Here is a 19,094-nt window from a genome sequence, read left to right as displayed (position 1 = left end):
CTGTGCGACCCCGAACGGAAGCGGCCGGATCCCATGCACCCAGACACCAAGCCCCGAAGACGCCTGCTGCGCACCACCGCCTGGGCCCTCGTCACGATCCTGGTCGTGACCGCCGGCCTGGTCGGCGTGGCGCTGTGGCAGCACAGCTACGAGATGCACGAACAGCGGGTCTCGATCCGCTACGGCGGCCACACCCTCAACGGCGTACTGGCCACCCCGAAGGACGGACGCGACCGCCACGGCCTGGTGGTCCACGTCCACGGCGACGGGCCCATCGACGCCACCCACGACGACGGCTACCGGCCCCTGTGGGAAGCGAACGCCAAGGCCGGCTACGCCTCCCTGTCCTGGGACAAACCGGGCGTCGCCGGGGCTCCCGGCAACTGGCTCGACCAGTCCATGGACGACCGGGCCGACGAAACGGCCGCCGCCATCGCCTGGGCACGCACCCGCCCCGACATCGACGGTGACCGGATCGGGCTCTGGGGCGCCAGCCAGGCGGGCTGGGTCCTGCCGAAGGTCGCCGCCAAAACACCGGTGAGCTTTGTCATCGCCGTCTCCCCCGCCGTCAACTGGCTGCGGCAGGGCCGCTACAACCTCCTCGCCGAGCTACGCGCCGAAGGCGCCTCGCCGGCCCGCATCGAAGCCCGGATCGCCAGAAGCGACGCCATCCGCCGGCTGCTGGAACGCCACGCGACCTTCGGCGAGTACGCCGCGGCCCTGCACGGCGACACCGACGGCATGACCGCCGGACGCTGGGGCTTCATCTCCAAGAACTACACCGCGGACGCCACCCGGGACCTCCGCGCCCTGCGCGGCGTACCGGTCCTGCTGACCCTCGCCGGCCACGACCTCAACGTGGACACCGCCGACACGGAACGCACCTACCGCAGACTGCTGGACGGGGGCGACGCGCTGACCGTCGAGCGCTACCCGGACGCGACCCATTCACTGCTCAAACAGTCCATCGAGCAATCCGACGTCAAGACCACGCTCACCGCGCTCTTCTCCCCCCGCTCCCTCTTCGCCGCCGGTTTCCTGAACGACCAACGACGGTTCTTGAAGGGGCTCGGTTGAGGCACCGACGTCACTTCCTGACGGCATGGCGCCAAGAGGCCCCACAGAAGTCGGGCCGCGGCCTCCGGGTGTTGCCGGGCTCGATCCGGCCGTGCTCGACCTCCCGGTTCCGGGCCCGGGTCAGCCCGGTGGCCACATGGGCGTGGGTGACGAGTTCCGCCCCGGTCAACAGCAGCTGCGCTCCGCATGACCGGCGCGGGGCGGCTGCTACGGCCGCAGCGGCGGCGGACAGGACACGGAAGCGGCCACCCCGAACCGACCCCTCGTCGGCCGGTATGACGAACCCGCGCGTCCGCTTGATCGCCGGAGCGACCGCGAACGGGTTCTGCGCGAGGAGGTCACGCGCTGCCGCGCCGGTTGCCCACTTCGACGGCACTGCATCCATCGCATACCCGGTGTTAAGGACCGCTCGTTCGACGCGCTTCAGGACGCTGAAACGTGACTTGCCCAATCACAGACGGACGCCGGGCGTGGCGAGTTTGTTGACCCGCGAGACGGCGCCATTTCCCTTAAGGATTACATCGGCAGCCACTGGTGGCCTACGCAGAGCGGGGACCCATCCACTCTCGAACGTGTCGAGCAGCGAGTGCGCCTTCACGCCCTCCCTCATCTCGGTCCTCAGCCGCTGAACCACATAGGGGTCTGGGCGTCGCTCTCCGGCATCCTTCAAAACGCCGTCGAGGACCGTCGCCTCGTACACAACCCGTGCCGCTCCGGCACGGTCGGCCCGCCGGCGGCCGCACCAGGCAGGGTCGGGGCATGGCCGCCTGAGCGGCTGAGTCTGGAGGACATCGGCTTCGCCAAGGAGGCCGTCCATGTCCGGCGTCAGGTAAAGCGCGTGGGCTCCAGCCTGTGCTTCGCGCTTCCCAAGGGCCGCAAGGTCAGGGACGTCAACCCGGACGTGTGGAAGCCGGCCTTGGCCAGAGCAGGTGTGATCGATCCGCTGCAAGAGGGCCGCTCAGGGCGTTCTCGTGTGTGGGAGCCGTCCAGGGAGCACGGCTCTCATGCCTTGCGCCACTTCTACGCCTCCGAGGAACTTGAGGCCGGCGAGTCCGTTGTGTCCCTGGCGCGGTGGCTCGGGCACTCGGATCCCGGCTTCACGCTGCGGACGTACTCCCACTTCTTGCCCCGCGCCGGCGCACGGCACCGCCGCCATCGATGCGGTCTTCACGTAGATCGGATTGGGGCGCACCGAGTCCGGCCTTGGCCCGGGGGGAGTCAGCTGGTCTCGGCCGGTGCGCAAAGTCCCAGAGAAGTCCCACAGCTTCGTCGCCCCTCAGGCTGCCCTGCGTTTTCGCAGGCCAGAGAGCTTCCGACGCTCCTCCTCGTCCATACCACCCCAGATGCCGTAGTTCTGGCCGATCTCCAGTGCCCATTCCAGGCACTCGGCGGTCACCGGGCATTGTCGGCATACCGCCTTGGCGTCCGCTTGTTGCTGGGCGGCGGGGCCTGTTACTCCTACGGGGAAGAAGAGTTCCGGGTCCTCGTCCAGGCACGCCGCTTGTTCCCACCACTCCATGTCTGCTTTCCCTCGCCGAGTCGCCAGGAGATTGCTGTCGGATTCCGCAGGCTCCGCGGCGGCGCGCACCGGGCCGGATCCGCGCGGCGGGGCGGCACACCGGCCGGCCCGGCGCCAAAGGCGCGGCGGGCTCTGATGATCGGCCGGTGCGGCGCCCTGGTGTACGGGACCGCACATGGAGCCTGGGTGTCCCGGGTTCCCTGGTGGGCGGGATTCAACCGCGTGATGCGGAAGGGAATGCGCACACGGCCAGGGCGCGTTCGTGGAGGCTGCCGAGGACCAGATGGCCGTCGTGCTCGTGGACGCTGGTGACCATGCGGTAGTCGGGGCTGCGGCGGCGCAGGTCGTGGACGATGCGGCCGGAGGCGTCGAGCGCCAGGACACCGGTGAGCGGACCCGGCTTCGGGCGGACGTGCCGGGCCACGCTCCCCACGGCCTGGCGCAGCGCCGGTTTGCCGCGGTGCAGCCGCTCCAGGCTCGCGGAGCGCGGTCCGGCCAGCGCCACCCAGAACAGGCCGCCGGACCCGCGCGACATGTTGTCGGGGTAGCCGGGGAGATCGTCGGCGAGTACGTCGCGCTGTCCTGCCCGCGGTCCGGTGAGCCAGAGCCTGGTCAGCCGGCGCGAACCGGTCTCCGCCACCGTCACGAAGGACTCGTCCGGCGCCAGCGCGACGCCGTTGGCGAACTGGAGCCCGTCCAGGACGACTTCGGGCCTGCCGCCGGGGCGCAGCCGGACCAGCTGCCCCGTGCCGGAATGCTCCAGGATGTCGCCGAGCCAGTCCTCCAGCGGGTAGTGGCGGCTGGAGACGCTGAAGTAGACCGTGCCGTCGGCGGCCGCCGTGGCGTTGCTGCAGAAGCGCAGCGGGGCGCCGTCGACGGTGTCGGCGAGCGTCCGTACCGTACCGTCGGACGGGTCGACGCGCAGCAGGCCCCGGCGCGCGTCGCACACCAGGACACCGCCGTCGGGCAGCGGTTCCAGCCCGAGCGGCCGGCCGCCCGTGCGGGCGATCACCTCGGCCCGCGGCACACCGGCCACCACGCCCTGCGGTCCCTTCGGGAAGAGGTCCAGCCGCAGCACCCTCCCGTCCTCCACCCCGGTCAGCACCCGCCCGACCGCGTCCACCACCACGTCCTCCGGGCCCCTCCCGTCCAATGGCACCGTCCGCAGCGGCGGCATGGGGAGGGGGATCCGGTTCGTCTGCTGTGTGTTGGCCATGTCCCCCTGACTACCCGGGTGCGACGGCCCGTACCAGAGGTGGCGGAACGGTCAGGGGGCGGTCCGGTTCGCGTCGTGCCGCGGGGTCGGGGGTTCGGTGGCGGCGGGCGGGAGTTCGTACGTGCGGCGGCCCGATACGGCCCACCAGGCGGTGGCCAGGGACAGGACGAGGAGCAGGGCCACAGGCGCGTAGTTGAAGGTGGCGAGGGAAATGGGAGCGGACTGCGGGAGGCAGAAGAGGACGGTCACGAAGGCCACCCAGACGACGGCCACCCAGCCGACCGGGACGCCCCAGCGGCCCAGGTTCCAGGGGCCGGGGCGGAAGCTGTCGCGGTGGCGCAGGCGCAGATAGATGGGGATCGCGTAGGCCGGGGTGATGCCGATGACGTTGATGGAGGTCACGGCCGCATACGCCGCCGAGGAATAGAGGGAGGGCAGGGCGAGGACGAGGGCGACGGCGACGGACAGGAGGACGGCGCGGGTCGGCGTGCCCGTACGCGGCGACACATGGCGCCACCAGGCGGAGCCGGGCAGCGCGCCGTCGCGGGAGAACGCGAACACCATCCGCGAGGTGGCCGCCACCTCCGCGTTGCCGCAGAACAGCTGCGCGACGATCACCACCAGCAGCAGCGCCTTCGCCCCGCTGACGCCCAGCGCGTCCAGGAAGATCTGCGCGGGCGGCACCCCGGTCGGCGTGTTCCGTACGCCCGCGTAGTCCTGGATGGCGAAGGTGAGCCCGGCCAGCAGGACGAAACCGGCGACCCAGGACCAGCGGATGGCGCGGACGATGCCGCGGGCCGCGTTCACCTGGGCCCCGGTGGTCTCCTCGCTCAGGTGCGCCGAGGCGTCGTACCCGCTGAAGGTGTACTGCGCCAGCAGCAGGCCGATCAGCGCCACGTACAGCGTGCTGTGCCAGCCGGTTTCATTGACGAACGTGGTGAACACGAAGGAGACCGGCTGATGGTGGGACGGAACCAGCCACAGTACGCCCACGATCAGGGCGACTCCGGCCAGGTGCCACCACACCGAGACCGAGTTCAGGATGCCGACCAGGCGTACCCCGAAGAGGTTGAGGGCCGCGTGCAGGGCGAGGACGCAGACGTAGATGACCATGAGGGAGCCGGGGGTGGGCTCGAAGCCCCACTGGAGGCCGGCGAACGCGCCCATGAACAGGGCGCATCCGTAGTCGATGCCGGCGATCGCGCCGAGCAGGCCGAGGAGGTTCAGCCAGCCGGTGTACCAGCCCCAGCGCTTGCCGCCGAGCCGGTCGGCCATGAAGTACAGGGCGCCGGAGGTCGGGTAGGCGCTGGTGACCTCGGCCAGGCCGGCGCCGACGAACATCACCATGATGCCGACGCCGATCCAGCCCCACATCATGACGGCGGGGCCGCCCGTGGACAGCCCGAATCCGTACAGCGTCAGGCAGCCGGACAGGACGGAGATCACGGAGAAGGAGCTGGCGAAGTTCGCGAAGGGGCCCATCCGCCGTTTCAGCACCGGGGTGTAGCCCAGTGTGCGCAGGAAGTCGTGATCGTCCGGGGCGGGGGAGCCGGACGGTGTCCGGCCGTCCCGGCGGAGTTGCCTTGTACGCGTCACGGAAGCTGCCTCCATTACGGGATGGACGGGCCGTTGGCGCAAGGAAAGGGCCAGGGAGGCGCATGTGTCGAGGATCTTCCGGCCGGATGTCCGGATATCTGGCCGGTCCTCGTAGGTGACCGGTTCTTGTCCGGTCGCGTCGGCACGTACGCCCGCCTCCGTTGCGTCGCTACGGACCCGTAGCGACGCAACGGAGGCGGGCGAGATGAGCAGCCGGTGGTACTTACGCGATCAGCAGTCGCAGCAGCCCCCGTCACAGCAGCAGTCGCAGCCGTCGCAGCAGCAGGAGTCCGGGCAGCAGTCACAGCTGTCGCAGCACTCCTGGCACCAGCCCTCGCGCTTCTTGCGCGACCACGCTCCTTCGTACTCCGAAGCGCAGCAGACCTTGCACGTGCAGCACAGACCGACGGCGACCACGCAGCCGGCCAGCAGGCCCCGGGGCTTCTTCGGCGGCTGGGGAGTGAAGTTCGGCATCCCGCCGCCCCCGAAACCGCCGCCCTGGCCCCCGGAACCCCCGGAACCGCCCGGCCCGCCGCCGTATCCCGCACCCGAGCCGCCCCCGGGCGGCACCGGCCCGCCCGTCGCGTACGGATTCTGCGGGCCGTTCAGATGCTGCGGACCGTGGGCGTACGGGGCGCCGGCCGGCACCTGCCCGTAGCCGGGTGCGGGCTGACCGGGCTGGACCGGCCCGTACCCGTTGCCGTACGGGTTCCCGTGCCCCTGATGCGCGCAGGCCCCCGTACCGAAGGCCCGGTCCACCGACCGCCGCAGCTCGTGCACCAGCAGGACGTGGACCAGCTTGGAGTCCGCGAATTCCACGTCGCGCAGCGCGAGGCGAATGCCGTGCAGCGCGTCGTCGCACAGCCGGCGGGCCTGCGCGAGGGAGGCGCCGGTGGCGGTGATCGGGTTCCAGGCGCCCTCGGCGGCGTCCGCTGTACGGTCCTCCACCGCGTCCAGCAGGTGGGCCAGCCGCCCGAAGAGCCGGCCCGCCTCGGCGAGCGGCGCCGCGTTGCCGGGCCGCCCGGCGAGCGCGGCGGTGTGTGCGAAGGCCGCCGCGGTCGCCGTCTCGGTCGGCTCGGTGATGACCGTCAACGGCGTGCCGGGGCCCGCCAGTTCCTCGATGCCCACCTGCCGGTCGACCGCGTCGACGAGGACGGACGTGTCGAAGCCCAGCGTGGCGCCGGTGCGCGCACCGGCCCGGTCCCAGCCGGCCGCGACCTTGCGTGCGGCGGCGGCCACGGGGCGGCGGCGCAGCAGCCCGTTCCGGTCGGCGACATGGTCGCGGATCTTCGCCGAGGCGAGCACGAGCGAGACCGAAGCGGCCAGCCGGGCGCCCTCACCCTTGGCCACCGAGGCGGTGCGCATGCCGCGCAGCGGGCAGGGCCCGGCGGTCCGGCGCCGGTCCGCCACCCGGCCGGTCTGGGCGTCGGTCAGGACGGACACGATCAGCCCGTCGTAATTGGTGACCACCCGGGCGAACTGCCCGTGATCGGCGCGCAGGGCGAGGCACAGCCCGCACAGGTGGGCCATCCACTCCGCCTTGAGCCCCTGGGACAGGCGGTGGGTGCAGGGCCGGACGATTCCGAACACGTGAAAGAGACCCCCGTAAGACTTCGGTGACGATCGGTTGTGGCTGGAAATCGTATTACCCGGCATGGCGCGGGCCGGTGGGGGTGGTGCGGCCCGGTCGGCGCAGGGGGCCGCCGGGTCGGCGGGCGGGCGTGCCGGGGCGTGCCGGACGGGGCAAGCAGCAGGCACGACGACCGAAGCCGGAGGAGCAGCCATGAAGGATGCCGCGACGGCGACGACCGGGCCGGACCCCGCCCGGGTCCGCCCGTCCGCATGTGCCGTCCGGGTCGCCCGTACCCGTACAGCACCCGCCGCACGCCCGGAGGGACGATGAAGAGCCGCCGCGTCAGGACCCGCGCCGGGCTGCCGGTGTCCGAGAGCGAACGGGTGCTGTTCGGCGGCGCCCTGCGCTACGACCTGTCGTTCACACGGCACGAGATGCCGCTGCTGCGGATGGGGCTGTGGGCGATGGCCCGGCAGTTTCCCGCCATGATGGGCACCGTGGCCAGGGCCGCCTGGCGCGAGGACCGCTGCGCGCTGCTGGCGCTGCTCGGTGCCGAGGTGGGCCAGGGCGTGCTGCGCGCCTTCACGCTGGTGGCCACCAACCAGGTGCTCGTCGCGCTGTTCGCGGCCGGGCCCACGCCCGCGCGGCTGCGCCAGGCGCTGCCCGCCCTGGCGGCCGTGGCCGTCGTCGCGGTGCTCTCGTCACTGCTGTCGGCGGTGTCCACCGCGGCGTCCGGGCAGCTGGAACCGAAGATCGAGCGTGTCTGCACGGCCCGCTTCTACCAGGGCGTCATCCGCGTCGAACTCGCCGCCCTGGAGGACCAGAAGGTGCACCGGGCCCTGGACGCCGGCCGGTTCGGCACCGACTCGATCCGGATGATGCTCGGCTCCTCCGTGCTCGTCCTCAACGCGCTGATCGGCCTGATCGCCGCCGCCGGGGTGCTGCTCCTGCTGCACCCGCTGCTGGTCCTGATGCTGTTCCTGGTCGCCGCGCCGAAGGGGTGGAGCGCCGTGCTCTCGGCCCGCCGCCAGTACGACTCGCGGCACACCTGGATCGAGCACCGCCGCGCCATCTCCGTCATCACCCAGAAGCTCACCGACCAGGCGTGCGCCGCCGAGATCCGGGTGCACGGCGCCGGGCGCCTGCTGGTGGACGCGTACGCGGACATGTCCCGCACGATGGAGCGCGAGCAGCAGCGGCTCGCCCGCGCCGAGGCCGCCACCCAGACCGTCGCCTCGGCGGGCTCGGGCCTGGCGGCGCTGGGCGCCTACGGCGTGCTGTGGCTGCTGCTGACCGGCGGCGGCATGCCGCTGGCCGTGGCGGGCACCGCCGTGATCGCCGTACGGACCTCCAGCGCCGGCCTGCTCGCGCTGGTCATGCAGTTCAACCGGCTCTACGAGGAGGCCATGTACCTCAAGGACTGGGAGGACGCCTGCACCCTCGCCGAGCGGCACGCCATCCCCGACAGCGGGGACGCGCTGTCCGGGCCGCTGGAGGAGGTCCGCCTGGAGACGGTCTCCTTCACCTACCCCGGCGCCGCCTCGGCCGCCCTGGACAAGGTGGATCTGACCATCCCGCGCGGCACGGTCGTGGCGCTGGTCGGGGCCAACGGCTCGGGCAAGTCCACGCTGGCCAAGCTCGTCGCCGGCCTGTACCTGCCCAGCGACGGGCGGCTGCTGTGGAACGGCACCGACACCCGCGACGCCGACCGCGAGGCCGTCTTCGGCCAAGTGGCGCTGCTGGCCCAGGACTTCCCGCACTGGCCGATGACCGCCCGCGCCAACGTCCACATCGGCCGCAGCGACCAGCGGCTCGACCAGTGGCGCGTCGAGCGGGCCGCGGACGGCGCGGACGCCACGGACATGATCACCGCGCTGCCGCACGGCTGGGACAGTCTGGTCGTCAAGGGCTTCGAACGCGGCACCCAGCTCTCCGGCGGGCAGTGGCAGCGCCTCGGCGGCGCCCGCGCCCGCTACCGCGAAGCTGCGCTGCTGGTCGTGGACGAGCCGACGTCCGCGCTCGATCCCCGGGCCGAGATCGAGACGTTCCGTGCCCTGCGCGCCCTGACGGGCGGGGGCACCACCGTCCTGCTGATCACCCACCGGCTCGCGGCCACCGCGAGCGCCGACCTCATCTACGTCCTCGACGCCGGCCGCCTCATCGAGCAGGGCACCCACACCCAGCTCATGGCCCTCGCCGGCGGCCACTACCGGTCCCTCTACGAGATCCAGGCGGCCCAGTACGCGACCGCCGCACCGGACGGCTCCGGGAGGCGCGACTCCGCGGACGGTGAAAAGCACCCGAAGACCGCGGATTAGCGGATCGGCGGTCGTGCGGCAGCGGACCGCGGGGCCCCGGACCACCCGGTCCGGAACCCCGCGGTCGCGTCCGTGCGGAGCCGCGGCTATTCCGTCAGTGACTTCGCGAAAAGGCCGTACAGTTTCTTGTACGCGTCTTCCTGCGTCGGAATGAGCACCAGGACGCGAATGGTCAGATGTCCCTTCGCCGGGACGATGTGCACGCCCTCCGGAGGCGAACCGAGGACGACATTTCCGTCCGAGCCGTCACTGATGATGAGCCCCCAGAAACTCGCCTCGAATTCCGGGGCCAGCACCGAACCGTCCGGGAGCTGGCCGAATCCGACGTTCCAGTGCTTCACATCGGTCTCCCCGGCGTACAGGGTGACGTCGTAGGAGTAGATGTACTTGTGGGTCTGCCAGTCCTGCCAGGAAGAGTTGAAGGTGAACTCGACCTTCAGATTCTTGTTGGCCGCCGTGAAGTCGACGGTGTCCGGCTCCGACTCCTGGCTGCCGCTGACGGCGGTCGCCGTCACACTGTGCTTTCCGGGCGGCCAGCCGCCCTCGCGGCCGAAGCTCCAGAGGTTGGTGGTCACCTTGACGCTGCCGAGCGGACTGCCGCCCTCGGTGAGCCGCACCGTGTCGGCGTTGAACGCGACGCCGTCGACGGTGACGCCGCTGTCCACCTCGGCGCCCTCCTGCGGGGACCTGATGTCCACCACGGGCGTCGGCAGGGTGACGTAGAAACGTAACGGTGCCTTGCCGGACTGCACGTCGTCGCGCACGGCGATGGCGGAGAGGTCGTGCTGGCCGAGCGGCCAGTCGGTGTCCGGGGTGTACTCCCACGCGCTGTCCTTGACCGGGCAGGTGCCCAGCGGCTTCGCGCCCTCGTACAGCAGCACCTGCTGGACGTCGGGGGCCGCCTTGCCCTGGACGGCCTGCCGGCGGTCCTCGGTCTGGGCGCTGGGCCGGGGAGCGGTGAACACCGGCAGCGGCACCGGCTTGTTGAAGGCGAGCGCGGACTGGGCCTGGTCGTTCCAGGTGCCGGTGGAACTGCCGGACAGCGGGATGCGCGTCAGGTCGCCGACCGAGGAGTTGGCGGACACCGGCAGCTGCGAGCCGCCCTGGTTGGTCCGCGTGAAAAGGATGTTGTCCCGGTCGGTGTTGTTGACGACGCTGCTCACCCCGTCGTCGCTCTGGTCGAATCCGTAGTCGCTGAAGTTGTTGGCCGTGCCGTTGACCGGGATGACGAGGATTTTGGTGCGCGGCCCTCCCACGTTGTAGTTGATATCGGCGAACAGGGAGAAGGCGTTCGCGGGGGCGGCGTCCTTCCCCCGGCCGGTGATGACGTACGGTTCGTCGGCGGACTTGCCATTACCGTTGGCGGTCACTCGCGTCCCCATCTCGTCGCTGTTTCGGTGCCCGCAAGGCTGCCCGTGGCATGTGGTGCCGTCAATTGCGGAAGGCGTGTTCGACGGTGTTCCGGCCATACGGGGCGCTGGCTGAATTATGGGGGTGAACGGCCGGGAAACGCCGTCGGGATATCGGCGAACTCATTCTCGGCAACCTCGTGTTCGAGCGTACGGCCACGCAACCTGCGGGGTGTCGTATGGCCCGCCGCGCTTCCCGCCGGACCGGCTCCCGTGATTCATCCCCGTACCGCGGGGCACTCGCAGCCCCATGACGCGCGGGGGAGCGTCGGCCCGCACGGGTTTTCCGACCAGGAGGTCACAGTGAGAACAGCGAGCACACGTCCGCGTCTCTTAGCCGTGGCGGCAGCCGGGACGCTGTCCCTGGCCGCCGTCGCCGGCTGCGGTGGCGCGGACGGCAAGGCATCGGGCAAGCCCTCGGACCAGCAGTCCGGGTCCCCGGCCGCGCCGGGCGGGGCGGCGGACGGCCCGCAGGCGGTACGGGCCGCGCACCAGAAGACCACGAGCGCCGGGACCGCCAAGATGACGCTGGTCACCAAGGCGCAGAGCGGCGGGACGAACGCCGAGGTCCGCGGGTCGGGTGTGGTGGACCTGGCCAAGGGCAGCAGTGAGCTGGTGCTGCTGACCGGCAACCAGCGGATACACCAGCGGATGGTGGAGGGCATCCTCTACCAGCAGCCGCCCGCCGCGCAGCGCGAGCAGCTGCCGCAGGGCAAGTCGTGGCTGAAGGTGGACGTGAAGAAGCTGCTGCGGCAGACCGGCAGCAGCTCGCAGTACGAGGACCCGACCTCCTCCTTCGGCTACATGAAGGGCGTCAGCGACAAGGACGTCAAGAAGGTCGGCACCGAGACCGTCGACGGCACGGCCACCACCCACTACAAGGTGTCCGTCGATGTGACGCAGCTGGCCAAGGACAACGCGCGGCAGGCGAAGCAGCTCCGGGCCCAGCTCGGCGACCGGCTGCCGCTCGACGTGTGGCTGGACGGGCAGGGCCGGGTCCGCCAGGAGAAGTTCGAGGTCAGGCCCAGGACCGGCCAGCAGGGCAACAGCGGCGCACGGGCCGCCGTCACCACCACGCTGAAGTTCAGCGACTTCGGTACGGACGTGAACGTCACCGCGCCGCCCGCCAAGGACACCGTGGACATCACGGACAAGGCAGCTAAAGCGGCACAACAGGCGCAGCAAGGGCAGCAGGGTGCCACGCAGTCCTGAGGGGTGAGGGGCTGACGCGGGAGTCCGCCGAGGGCGCCGGGTGATGATCCGGCGCCCTCGGCTTCTGCATGTTCGGCCGCGCCCCTGAAAGTGAGCCGCATCACAGGCGGTCGCGGATGCCGTCGTGGGGTGAGGTCGTCCGGCCCGTGGTGCGGGTGGCAGACTGAGGCGGGTGGGAAACGCGGTGTCCGGCGGCGCCGGCGGGGCCGGCGGCCGGCAGGACCGGGCGGCGGCGACGTACGGGCCAGGTGCGGGCCACGGGAGCGGAGGAGTAGCAGCGGTGCGGGTCGAGGCGGTCTCTTGAGATTTCTGCACACCTCCGACTGGCACCTCGGCCGCTCGTTCCACCGCGTGAACCTCCTCGGCGCCCAGCGTGCCTTCCTCGACCACCTGGTCGAGACGGTCCGTACGGAGGACGTCGACGCGGTGCTCGTCGCGGGCGACGTCTACGACCGCGCCGTACCGCCGCTCGCCGCCGTGGAGCTGTTCGACGACGCGCTGCACCGCCTCGCCGGCCTGGGCGTGCCCACCGTCATGATCTCCGGCAACCACGACTCGGCCCGCCGGCTCGGCGTCGGCTCCGGACTGATGCGGCAGGCCGGCATCCACCTGCGGACCGACCCGGCGGCCTGCGCCGACCCGGTCGTGCTGCGCGACGCGCACGGCGAGGTCGCCCTGTACGGCCTGCCGTACCTGGAACCGGCCCTGGTCAAGGAGGAGTTCGGCGCCCGGCGGGCGGACCACGCGCAGGTGCTGGGCGCGGCCATGGACCGGGTGCGCGACGACCTCGCCGGACGCCCGGCGGGCACCCGCTCGGTGGTGCTCGCGCACGCCTTCGTCACCGGCGGCGCCCCCAGCGACAGCGAGCGCGACATCACGGTCGGCGGCGTGGAGTCCGTACCCGCCGCGGTCTTCGACGGCGTGGACTACGCGGCCCTCGGGCATCTGCACGGCTGCCAGACGATCACCGACCGGGTCCGCTACTCCGGCTCGCCGCTCGCCTACTCCTTCTCCGAGGAGCACCACCGCAAGTCCATGTGGCTCGTGGAGCTGGACGCCGCGGGCGCCGTACGGGCCGAGCGCCTGGACTGCCCGGTGCCCCGGCCGCTGGCCCGTGTCCGCGGCAGGCTCGCCGACCTCCTGGAGGACCCGGCGCTGGCCCGGCACGAGGAGGCGTGGGTGGAGGCGACGCTGACCGACGCCGCGCGCCCGCACGAGCCGATGGCCCGGCTCGCCGGGCGGTTCCCGCACATCCTCAGCCTCGCCTTCGAGCCGGAGGAGGGCCCCGCCCGCTCCCTGGCCTCGTACGCGCAGCGGCTGCGCGGGCGCAGCGACCAGGAGATCGCCGAGGACTTCGTGGAGCACGTACGGGCCGGCCGCGCCGTGGACGACGAGGAGCGGGCCGTCCTGCGCTCGGCCCTGGACGAGGTGCGCGTCGACGACGTGCTGCGGGAGGTGGCGCGGTGAGGCTGCACCGGCTGTCGGTCACGGCCTTCGGCCCGTTCGGCCGGACCCAGACCATCGACTTCGACCGGCTCGCGCGGGCCGGTCTCTTCCTGCTGCACGGACCGACCGGCGCGGGCAAGACCTCCATCCTGGACGCCGTCTGCTTCGCGCTGTACGGGTCCGTGCCGGGCACCCGGCAGAGCGGCCAGGCGCTGCGCAGCGACCTCGCCGACCCGCTGACGCCCACCGAGGTGGTCCTCGAACTGACCGTGGGCGGGCGGCGGTTGGAGGTCACCCGGCTGCCGGAGCAGCCCCGCCCGAAGAAGCGGGGGACCGGCACGACCCGCGAGAAGGCGCAGAGCCGGCTGCGCGAGTACGTGACGGACGGCGACGGGCGGGAGGGCGGCGCCGGGCACTGGAAGGCGCTGAGCCGCTCCCACCAGGAGATCGGCGAGGAGATCGGTCAGCTCCTCGGCATGAGCAAGGAGCAGTTCTGCCAGGTCGTCCTGCTGCCGCAGGGGGACTTCGCGCGTTTTCTGCGGGCCGACGCCGAGGCCCGTGCCCGGCTGCTCGGCCGGCTCTTCGACACCCGCCGGTTCGCCGCGCTCGAAGAACAGCTCGCCACCCGCCGCAAGGCCGCCGCCGACCGGGTCGCCGCCGGTGACGACCGGCTGCTGGCGCTCGCCCACCGGATGGACCAGGCGGCGGGAGAGTCGGCCGATCTCGAAGATCCGGTGCCGGGGCGTGCCCCCGAAGCTGCCGGGTCCGGCCGCCGGAGCGGTACGGGCCGTACGGCGCAGCGTGCCGGTACGGGCGCGGCGCGCGGCGGGACGACGGCCACCGCGACCGCGGTCGTACCGGGGCAGTACGGACGCGAAGCCGACGCGAAGGCCGCCGCCGAGGCGCCGGGCCCCGGTGATCCCGGCTTCGCCGAAGCCGTACTGGTACGGGCGGCCGTGGCCCGCTCCACCGCGCGGGAGCGGTACGCGATCGCCCGGCTCGCCGTACGCTCCGCCGAGACCGCGGAGGCCGCGGCCCGCGCGCGGGCGGACGAGGAGCGCGAACGGGACCGCCTCCAGCGCCGGTACGCCGAGGCGCGGCGGCGCGCCGGCGAACTGGCGGCGCGCGCCGGCGAACGGGACCGCGCCCGGGAGCGGCTGGCGCGCGCCCGCGCGGCCTCCGAGGTCGCCCCGGCGCTGGCCCTGCGGGACGCTGCCTGGCGCGAGCACGGGACGGCGCAGGCCGCCGAGCGGAGCGCCCGCTCCCAGCTGCCGCCGGACCTCGCCGGCGCGGACGGCGAACGGCTCGCCGCGCTGGAGCGCGAGCTGCGGCAGGACCTCGGTTCGCTGACGGCGGCCCGCCGGGCGGAGGGACGCGCCGCCGAGATCCGCCGGGAGCGCGCCGGAATCGAACGGGAAGCGCGCGCCGACGAGCAGACGCTGCTCGACGCCACCGCCTGGCTCGCGGACTGGGAACCGGCCCACCAGGAACACCAGCGGCGCATCGAGGCCGCGCAGGAGGCCGCCGCCCGCGCCGAACAGCTCCACGCGCAGCTCGACCCGGCCCGCCAGCGCCTGGACGCCGCGCGGCGCCGCGACCGGCTCGCGGACGAGGTGCGGGCCGCCGACGAGGAGGCGCTGCGCACCCGGGAACGCGCGGCGGCGGCCCATGAGCACTGGCTCGACCTCAAGGACCGCCGGCTGCGCGGCATCGCCGCCGAACTCGCCGCCGGGCTGGAGGACGGCGCCGCGTGCGCGGTGTGCGGGGCCACCGAGCACCCCGCCCCGGCGCGTACCGAAGCCGGTCACGTGGACCGTACGGCCGAGGAAGCCGCGCTGGACGCCTACCGGCGGACCGAGACCGTACGCCAGGAAGCGGAGCGCGCCCGCCAGACCCTGAAGGAGGAACTGGCCGCCGCGACCGCGACCGCCGGGGACACGCCGGTCGCCGAACTCGCGCGTACAGCCGACGAGTTGCACGAATCCTACGCGCGCGAACGGGCCGCGGGCGCCGGTCTGCACGCCGCCCGGGAAGCGCTGTCCCGCGCCGAGCGGGAGTACGAGCGCCGCCGCGCCGAGCAGCAGGAGGCCGAGCGCCGCGCCGCCGCCCGCACCTCCCACCGCGAAGCGCTGGACCGCGAACTCGCCTCCATCGAAGCCGAGTTGAACGAGGCGCGCGGTGACTGCGCGACCGTCGCGGATCGGGCCCGGCGCCTGGAGCGGCAGGTCGCGCTGCTGGCCGAGGCCGCGGCCGCTGCCCGTACCGCCGAAGCCTGCGCCGAACGGCTCAAGGAGGCCGACGCCCACCTGTCCGACGCCGCCTACCGCGCCGGATTCGACACCCCGCAGGCCGCGTCCGACGCGCTGCTGAGCGACGCCGACTGGCGCGACCTGCAACAGCGCCTGGACCGCTACCAAGCCGAATCGGCCGCCGTGGAAGCCGAGTTGGCCGACCCGGAGGGCATCGCGGCGGCAGCGCTCCCGCCCGCCGAACCGGACCGGGCCCGTGCCGAGCTGGACGCGGCAGGGCGCAGGCTGCGCGCCGCCGGTGCCGCCTGCGCCGCCGCCGAGGAACGCTGCGCCGAACTGGACCGGCTGGCCGCGCAGGCGCACGCCGACGCCCGGCGGCTGGCCCCGCTGCGCGTCGAGTACGAGCGCGTCGCCCGCCTCGCCGCGCTCGCCGCCGGTACGTCGGCGGAGAACGAACGGCGGATGCGCCTGGAGTCGTACGTCCTCGCCGCCCGGCTCGAACAGGTCGCGGCGGCCGCCAGCGCGCGTCTGCACCGGATGTCCTCCGGCCGCTACACGCTCGTGCACTCCGACGAGCGCGCCGGCGGCGCCCGCCGATCCGGCCTGGGCCTGCACGTCGTCGACGCCTGGACCGGCCACGAGCGGGACACCGCCAGCCTCTCCGGCGGCGAGACGTTCTTCGCGTCGCTCGCGCTGGCGCTCGGCCTCGCCGATGTCGTCACCGACGAGGCGGGCGGCACCCGCCTGGACACCCTCTTCATCGACGAGGGCTTCGGCAGCCTGGACGAACAGACGCTGGACGAGGTGCTGGACGTCCTGGACTCGCTGCGCGAGCGGGACCGCAGCGTCGGCATCGTCAGCCATGTCGCGGACCTGCGGCAGCGCATCCCCGCCCAGCTGGAGGTCGTCAAGGACCGGGCCGGATCGTCCGTACGCCACCGGGTACAGGACTGAGACGGGGGCCGCGGCCCCTCAGTGGCTGATCGGGCGCCGGGGGAGCGGCGAGGAGTACACGACGCTGGTCGTCACCGATCCCAGCGCCCCCACCCGTCCCGACACCTCCTCCAGGTGCTTCATCGAGCGGGCGGCGACCTTCAGCACGAAGCAGTCGTCGCCCGTGACGTGGTGCGCCTCCAGGATCTCGGGCGTGGTGTCCAGCAGGTCGTGGAACGGTTTGTAGTTGCCGTTCGGGTAGCGCAGCCGGACGAACGCGAGCACCCCCAGCCCGATGGCCTCCGGCTCGATCACCGCCGCGTACCCGGATATCACCCCGGCCTCCTCCATGCGCCGGACGCGTTCGGTGACCGCGCTCGCGGACATGTTCACGGCACGGGCCAGCTCGGCGTACCCCGCGCGGCCGTTGCGCTGGAGGACGTCGAGAATGCGCCAGTCGGTGGCGTCGGGGGAATAGTCGGTCATGTGAGGTGTTTAGCAGTGGAATCCCCGGCGGATCAAGGCTTCTGCCGGTGATCATTACTTCTCGGCACCGCACCGTGACCATAGATTCATCCGCATGACCACACCGATTGTCTCCCCCGCCTCCCCGTCCGCCGTCTCCCCCGTCCTCCGGACACCGCCCGCCGCTCCCGCCGAGGCCGCCGCCTACTTCGCGGCCCGGCTCGCCTTCCACACCGACGCCGCCGACGTGCACGCCGCCCTCACCGGCGGCGGCGACCCCGGCTTCGTCCTCGTCGATGTCCGCAGCACCGAATCCTGGGAGCAGGGACACATCGCCGACGCCCTGCACCTGCCCACGGCCGACATCCCGCAGCACGCCGCCAAGCTCCTGGACCCGGCCGTCCCCGTCGTCGTCCACTGCTGGGGCCCCGGCTGCGACGGCGCCACCCGCGCCGCGGCGGCCCTCGCCGAGCGGGGATACCAGGTCAAGGAGATGCTCGGCGGAATCGAGTACTGGATACGCGAGGGACACGCGGTGCAAACGGCGCAGGGGCCCGAACAGCACGCGCCCGACCCGCTCACCGCACCGGTCGGTGACGGGGACTGCGGCTGCTGACAGCGTGCGGGGGCGCCGGACGGAAAGCGGAAACAACCCGGAAGAGGGTTTCCGGCGCCGAAGCGATGTGCGGGTCCCGTTCCCGCTGGCATGGTGCCGGATGTGAACAACGAACGCGAAGTCGTCCGCTATTACCGGCAGCCGGGATCACGGCTCGGATATCGCCTCTTCCTGCACGGCACCAAGCATTTCGGTTTCTACCGCGAGCACGACTCCCCCTGGAACTGGCCGAAGGCGCTGCGCCGCATGGAGGACCTCCTGGGGGAGCGGCTCGCGCAGCCGCCCGGCGCGCGGGTGCTGGACGCCGGGTGCGGTGTCGGTGACGTGGCCGCCCGCCTGGCGGACCGCTTCGGTCTGCGTATCGACGGCGTGGACCTGGTCGCCGCCCATGTCGCCGAGGCCCGGCGCCGGGCCCGCCGCCGCGGCCTCGACCCGCTGCTCACCTTCGCGCACGGGGACTACGCCGTACTGGATTTCCCCGACGAGAGCTTCGACGCCGTCTACACGATGGAGACCCTGGTGCACGCGGCGGAGGCCGAGGCCGCGCTGCGGGAGTTCCACCGGGTGCTGAAACCGGGCGGCCGGCTGGTCATGTTCGAGTACGCCAGGGAAGTGCCGACCCGGATGCCCGGGCCGGCGGCCGAGACCTTCCGGCAGCTGAACGACTGGGCCGCGATGCCGTCGTTCCAGCGTTTCGTGCACGGCACGCTGGAACGCCTCACCGCGGAGGCCGGATTCTCCGTCCGGCGGGTCGAGGACATTTCCCGCAGCATGTGGCCGATGCTCCGGAGTTTCGCGGTCATCGCGCGACTGCCGTACGCCGCGGTCCGGGCGGTGGGGCTGGAGCGGTATGCCGTGAATTCCATGTCCGCCGTCGAATTCTGGCGGCACCGGGCGTTCTGGCGGTACGAAATTCACAGCGCCGAGAAGTGAGCAGGGCCCGCGCAGGAGTCACGCCTGCGCGAAGACATACGTCCGCAGCCCGTCCCGGTCGCCGGACGGCACGAACCCGGCCCGCTCCAGCACCCGCTGCGACGGTATGTTCGCCGGCTCGGTCACCGCCCGTACCGTACGGACCTCGGGGCGGCCGGACGCCCAGTCGGTCAGCAGGCGCGTCGCCTCCGTGGCCCAGCCCGCGCCGCGCGCCGCGGGGCAGAGCGTGTACCCGATCTCCACCTCGCCCTCGTCGTCCGGCGGGCCGTGGAAGCAGATGGAGCCCACGGCCGTACCGTCGTCGGCCCGGGTGATCGTGAACAGGCCCCAGCCGGGGCGGTACGGACCGAGCGTGACGGACTGCGCGACAGCGGCGGCGGTGGAGGCGGTGGCCTCCGGCGGCCGTCCGCCCACCCACACCGGCCCGCCGGGGCGGTCGTCGAGGCCGTCGCCGTCCGCCAGCCGCGCCGCCGCGGTCGGCAGGACGGGCCGCAGCACCACCCGGCCCGCCGCCAGCGTCAGCGGAAAGCCC

At 72.7% G+C, this 19,094-nt stretch carries 15 protein-coding genes; 7 read left to right on the top strand and 8 right to left on the bottom strand.

The features are described from left to right. Positions 1–33 precede the first annotated feature (33 nt). A complete protein-coding gene (locus tag ADK86_RS27625) occupies positions 34–1,077 on the top strand; it encodes an alpha/beta hydrolase family protein (RefSeq protein ID WP_053699093.1) in 1,044 nt (347 codons plus the stop codon). 451 nt (positions 1,078–1,528) lie between these two features. On the opposite strand, the gene ADK86_RS44840 is transcribed toward ADK86_RS27625, so the two are convergent. The 5 genes from ADK86_RS44840 to ADK86_RS27600 all read right to left on the bottom strand — a co-directional run bounded on the left by ADK86_RS44840 (position 1,529) and on the right by ADK86_RS27600 (position 6,998). Beyond that, positions 1,529–1,777 (bottom strand): hypothetical protein, encoded by a 249-nt coding sequence (locus ADK86_RS44840; protein ID WP_234346064.1) that lies wholly within the window; start codon positions 1,775–1,777, stop codon positions 1,529–1,531. 576 nt (positions 1,778–2,353) lie between these two features. Then, positions 2,354–2,596, bottom strand: coding sequence for a WhiB family transcriptional regulator (locus ADK86_RS27615; protein WP_053699058.1), 243 nt, complete (start codon positions 2,594–2,596; stop codon positions 2,354–2,356). Positions 2,597–2,810: 214 nt separating this feature from the next. Then, the gene (locus ADK86_RS27610; RefSeq protein WP_053699057.1) at positions 2,811–3,812 is read right to left on the bottom strand and encodes an SMP-30/gluconolactonase/LRE family protein; all 1,002 of its coding nucleotides are present in this window, start codon (positions 3,810–3,812) and stop codon (positions 2,811–2,813) included. Positions 3,813–3,863: 51 nt separating this feature from the next. After that, positions 3,864–5,408 carry an amino acid permease gene (locus tag ADK86_RS27605; protein WP_053699056.1) on the bottom strand — a complete coding sequence of 515 codons (1,545 nt, stop codon included), beginning with the start codon at positions 5,406–5,408 and terminating at the stop codon, positions 3,864–3,866. A 231-nt stretch (positions 5,409–5,639) separates the two neighbouring features. Then, positions 5,640–6,998 carry a DUF5685 family protein gene (locus ADK86_RS27600; RefSeq protein ID WP_053699055.1) on the bottom strand — a complete coding sequence of 453 codons (1,359 nt, stop codon included), beginning with the start codon at positions 6,996–6,998 and terminating at the stop codon, positions 5,640–5,642. 309 nt (positions 6,999–7,307) lie between these two features. Between ADK86_RS27600 and ADK86_RS27595 the strand changes: the two genes are divergently transcribed. After that, positions 7,308–9,299: an ABC transporter ATP-binding protein gene (locus ADK86_RS27595; protein WP_053699054.1), complete on the top strand. Its 1,992-nt coding sequence runs from the start codon at positions 7,308–7,310 to the stop codon at positions 9,297–9,299. 86 nt (positions 9,300–9,385) lie between these two features. Here ADK86_RS27595 and ADK86_RS27590 read toward each other — a convergent pair whose 3' ends face one another. Next, positions 9,386–10,681 (bottom strand): hypothetical protein, encoded by a 1,296-nt coding sequence (locus ADK86_RS27590; RefSeq protein ID WP_159393985.1) that lies wholly within the window; start codon positions 10,679–10,681, stop codon positions 9,386–9,388. Positions 10,682–11,047: 366 nt separating this feature from the next. Between ADK86_RS27590 and ADK86_RS27585 the strand changes: the two genes are divergently transcribed. The 3 genes from ADK86_RS27585 to ADK86_RS27575 all read left to right on the top strand — a co-directional run bounded on the left by ADK86_RS27585 (position 11,048) and on the right by ADK86_RS27575 (position 16,569). Then, positions 11,048–11,920: a hypothetical protein gene (locus ADK86_RS27585; protein WP_053699052.1), complete on the top strand. Its 873-nt coding sequence runs from the start codon at positions 11,048–11,050 to the stop codon at positions 11,918–11,920. 300 nt (positions 11,921–12,220) lie between these two features. Continuing rightward, positions 12,221–13,387: an exonuclease SbcCD subunit D gene (locus ADK86_RS27580; protein ID WP_053699051.1), complete on the top strand. Its 1,167-nt coding sequence runs from the start codon at positions 12,221–12,223 to the stop codon at positions 13,385–13,387. After that, complete coding sequence (locus tag ADK86_RS27575; RefSeq protein WP_053699050.1) at positions 13,384–16,569, top strand: AAA family ATPase; 3,186 nt, start codon at positions 13,384–13,386, stop codon at positions 16,567–16,569. Before ADK86_RS27580 ends, ADK86_RS27575 begins: the two co-directional genes overlap by 4 nt. A gap of 18 nt (positions 16,570–16,587) precedes the next feature. Here the strand turns inward: ADK86_RS27575 and ADK86_RS27570 are convergent, their stop codons facing one another. Next, entirely contained in the window at positions 16,588–17,034 is a 447-nt protein-coding gene (locus ADK86_RS27570) for an Lrp/AsnC family transcriptional regulator (protein WP_053699049.1), read from the bottom strand. Between the two features lie 94 nt (positions 17,035–17,128). Between ADK86_RS27570 and ADK86_RS27565 the strand changes: the two genes are divergently transcribed. Both ADK86_RS27565 and ADK86_RS27560 read left to right on the top strand, forming a co-directional pair. Next, positions 17,129–17,629 carry a rhodanese-like domain-containing protein gene (locus tag ADK86_RS27565; RefSeq protein WP_053699048.1) on the top strand — a complete coding sequence of 167 codons (501 nt, stop codon included), beginning with the start codon at positions 17,129–17,131 and terminating at the stop codon, positions 17,627–17,629. Positions 17,630–17,731: 102 nt separating this feature from the next. Beyond that, positions 17,732–18,562, top strand: a complete 831-nt coding sequence (locus ADK86_RS27560; RefSeq protein WP_199834485.1) for a class I SAM-dependent methyltransferase — start codon at positions 17,732–17,734, stop codon at positions 18,560–18,562. Between the two features lie 18 nt (positions 18,563–18,580). On the opposite strand, the gene ADK86_RS44835 is transcribed toward ADK86_RS27560, so the two are convergent. After that, complete coding sequence (locus ADK86_RS44835) at positions 18,581–19,060, bottom strand: GNAT family N-acetyltransferase (RefSeq protein WP_234346066.1); 480 nt, start codon at positions 19,058–19,060, stop codon at positions 18,581–18,583. Between the last annotated feature and the right edge of the window lie 34 nt (positions 19,061–19,094).

This window comes from Streptomyces sp. NRRL F-5755, from assembly GCF_001279365.1.
In the GTDB taxonomy this organism is placed as follows: domain Bacteria; phylum Actinomycetota; class Actinomycetes; order Streptomycetales; family Streptomycetaceae; genus Streptomyces; species Streptomyces rimosus.
The sequence above is the reverse complement of the archived record's forward strand: the minus strand, read 5'-3'. Positions and strand labels throughout refer to the sequence as shown.

Excerpts from the sequence above, each read along its gene's own strand:
- ADK86_RS27625 (WP_053699093.1), top strand. The coding sequence starts at position 34 with ATGCACCCAGACACCAAGCCCCGAAGACGCCTGCTGCGCACCACCGCC.
- ADK86_RS27615 (WP_053699058.1), bottom strand. The coding sequence starts at position 2,596 with ATGGAGTGGTGGGAACAAGCGGCGTGCCTGGACGAGGACCCGGAACTC.
- ADK86_RS27610 (WP_053699057.1), bottom strand. The coding sequence starts at position 3,812 with ATGGCCAACACACAGCAGACGAACCGGATCCCCCTCCCCATGCCGCCG.
- ADK86_RS27595 (WP_053699054.1), top strand. The coding sequence starts at position 7,308 with ATGAAGAGCCGCCGCGTCAGGACCCGCGCCGGGCTGCCGGTGTCCGAG.
- ADK86_RS27590 (WP_159393985.1), bottom strand. The coding sequence starts at position 10,681 with ATGGGGACGCGAGTGACCGCCAACGGTAATGGCAAGTCCGCCGACGAA.
- ADK86_RS27570 (WP_053699049.1), bottom strand. The coding sequence starts at position 17,034 with ATGACCGACTATTCCCCCGACGCCACCGACTGGCGCATTCTCGACGTC.
- ADK86_RS27565 (WP_053699048.1), top strand. The coding sequence starts at position 17,129 with ATGACCACACCGATTGTCTCCCCCGCCTCCCCGTCCGCCGTCTCCCCC.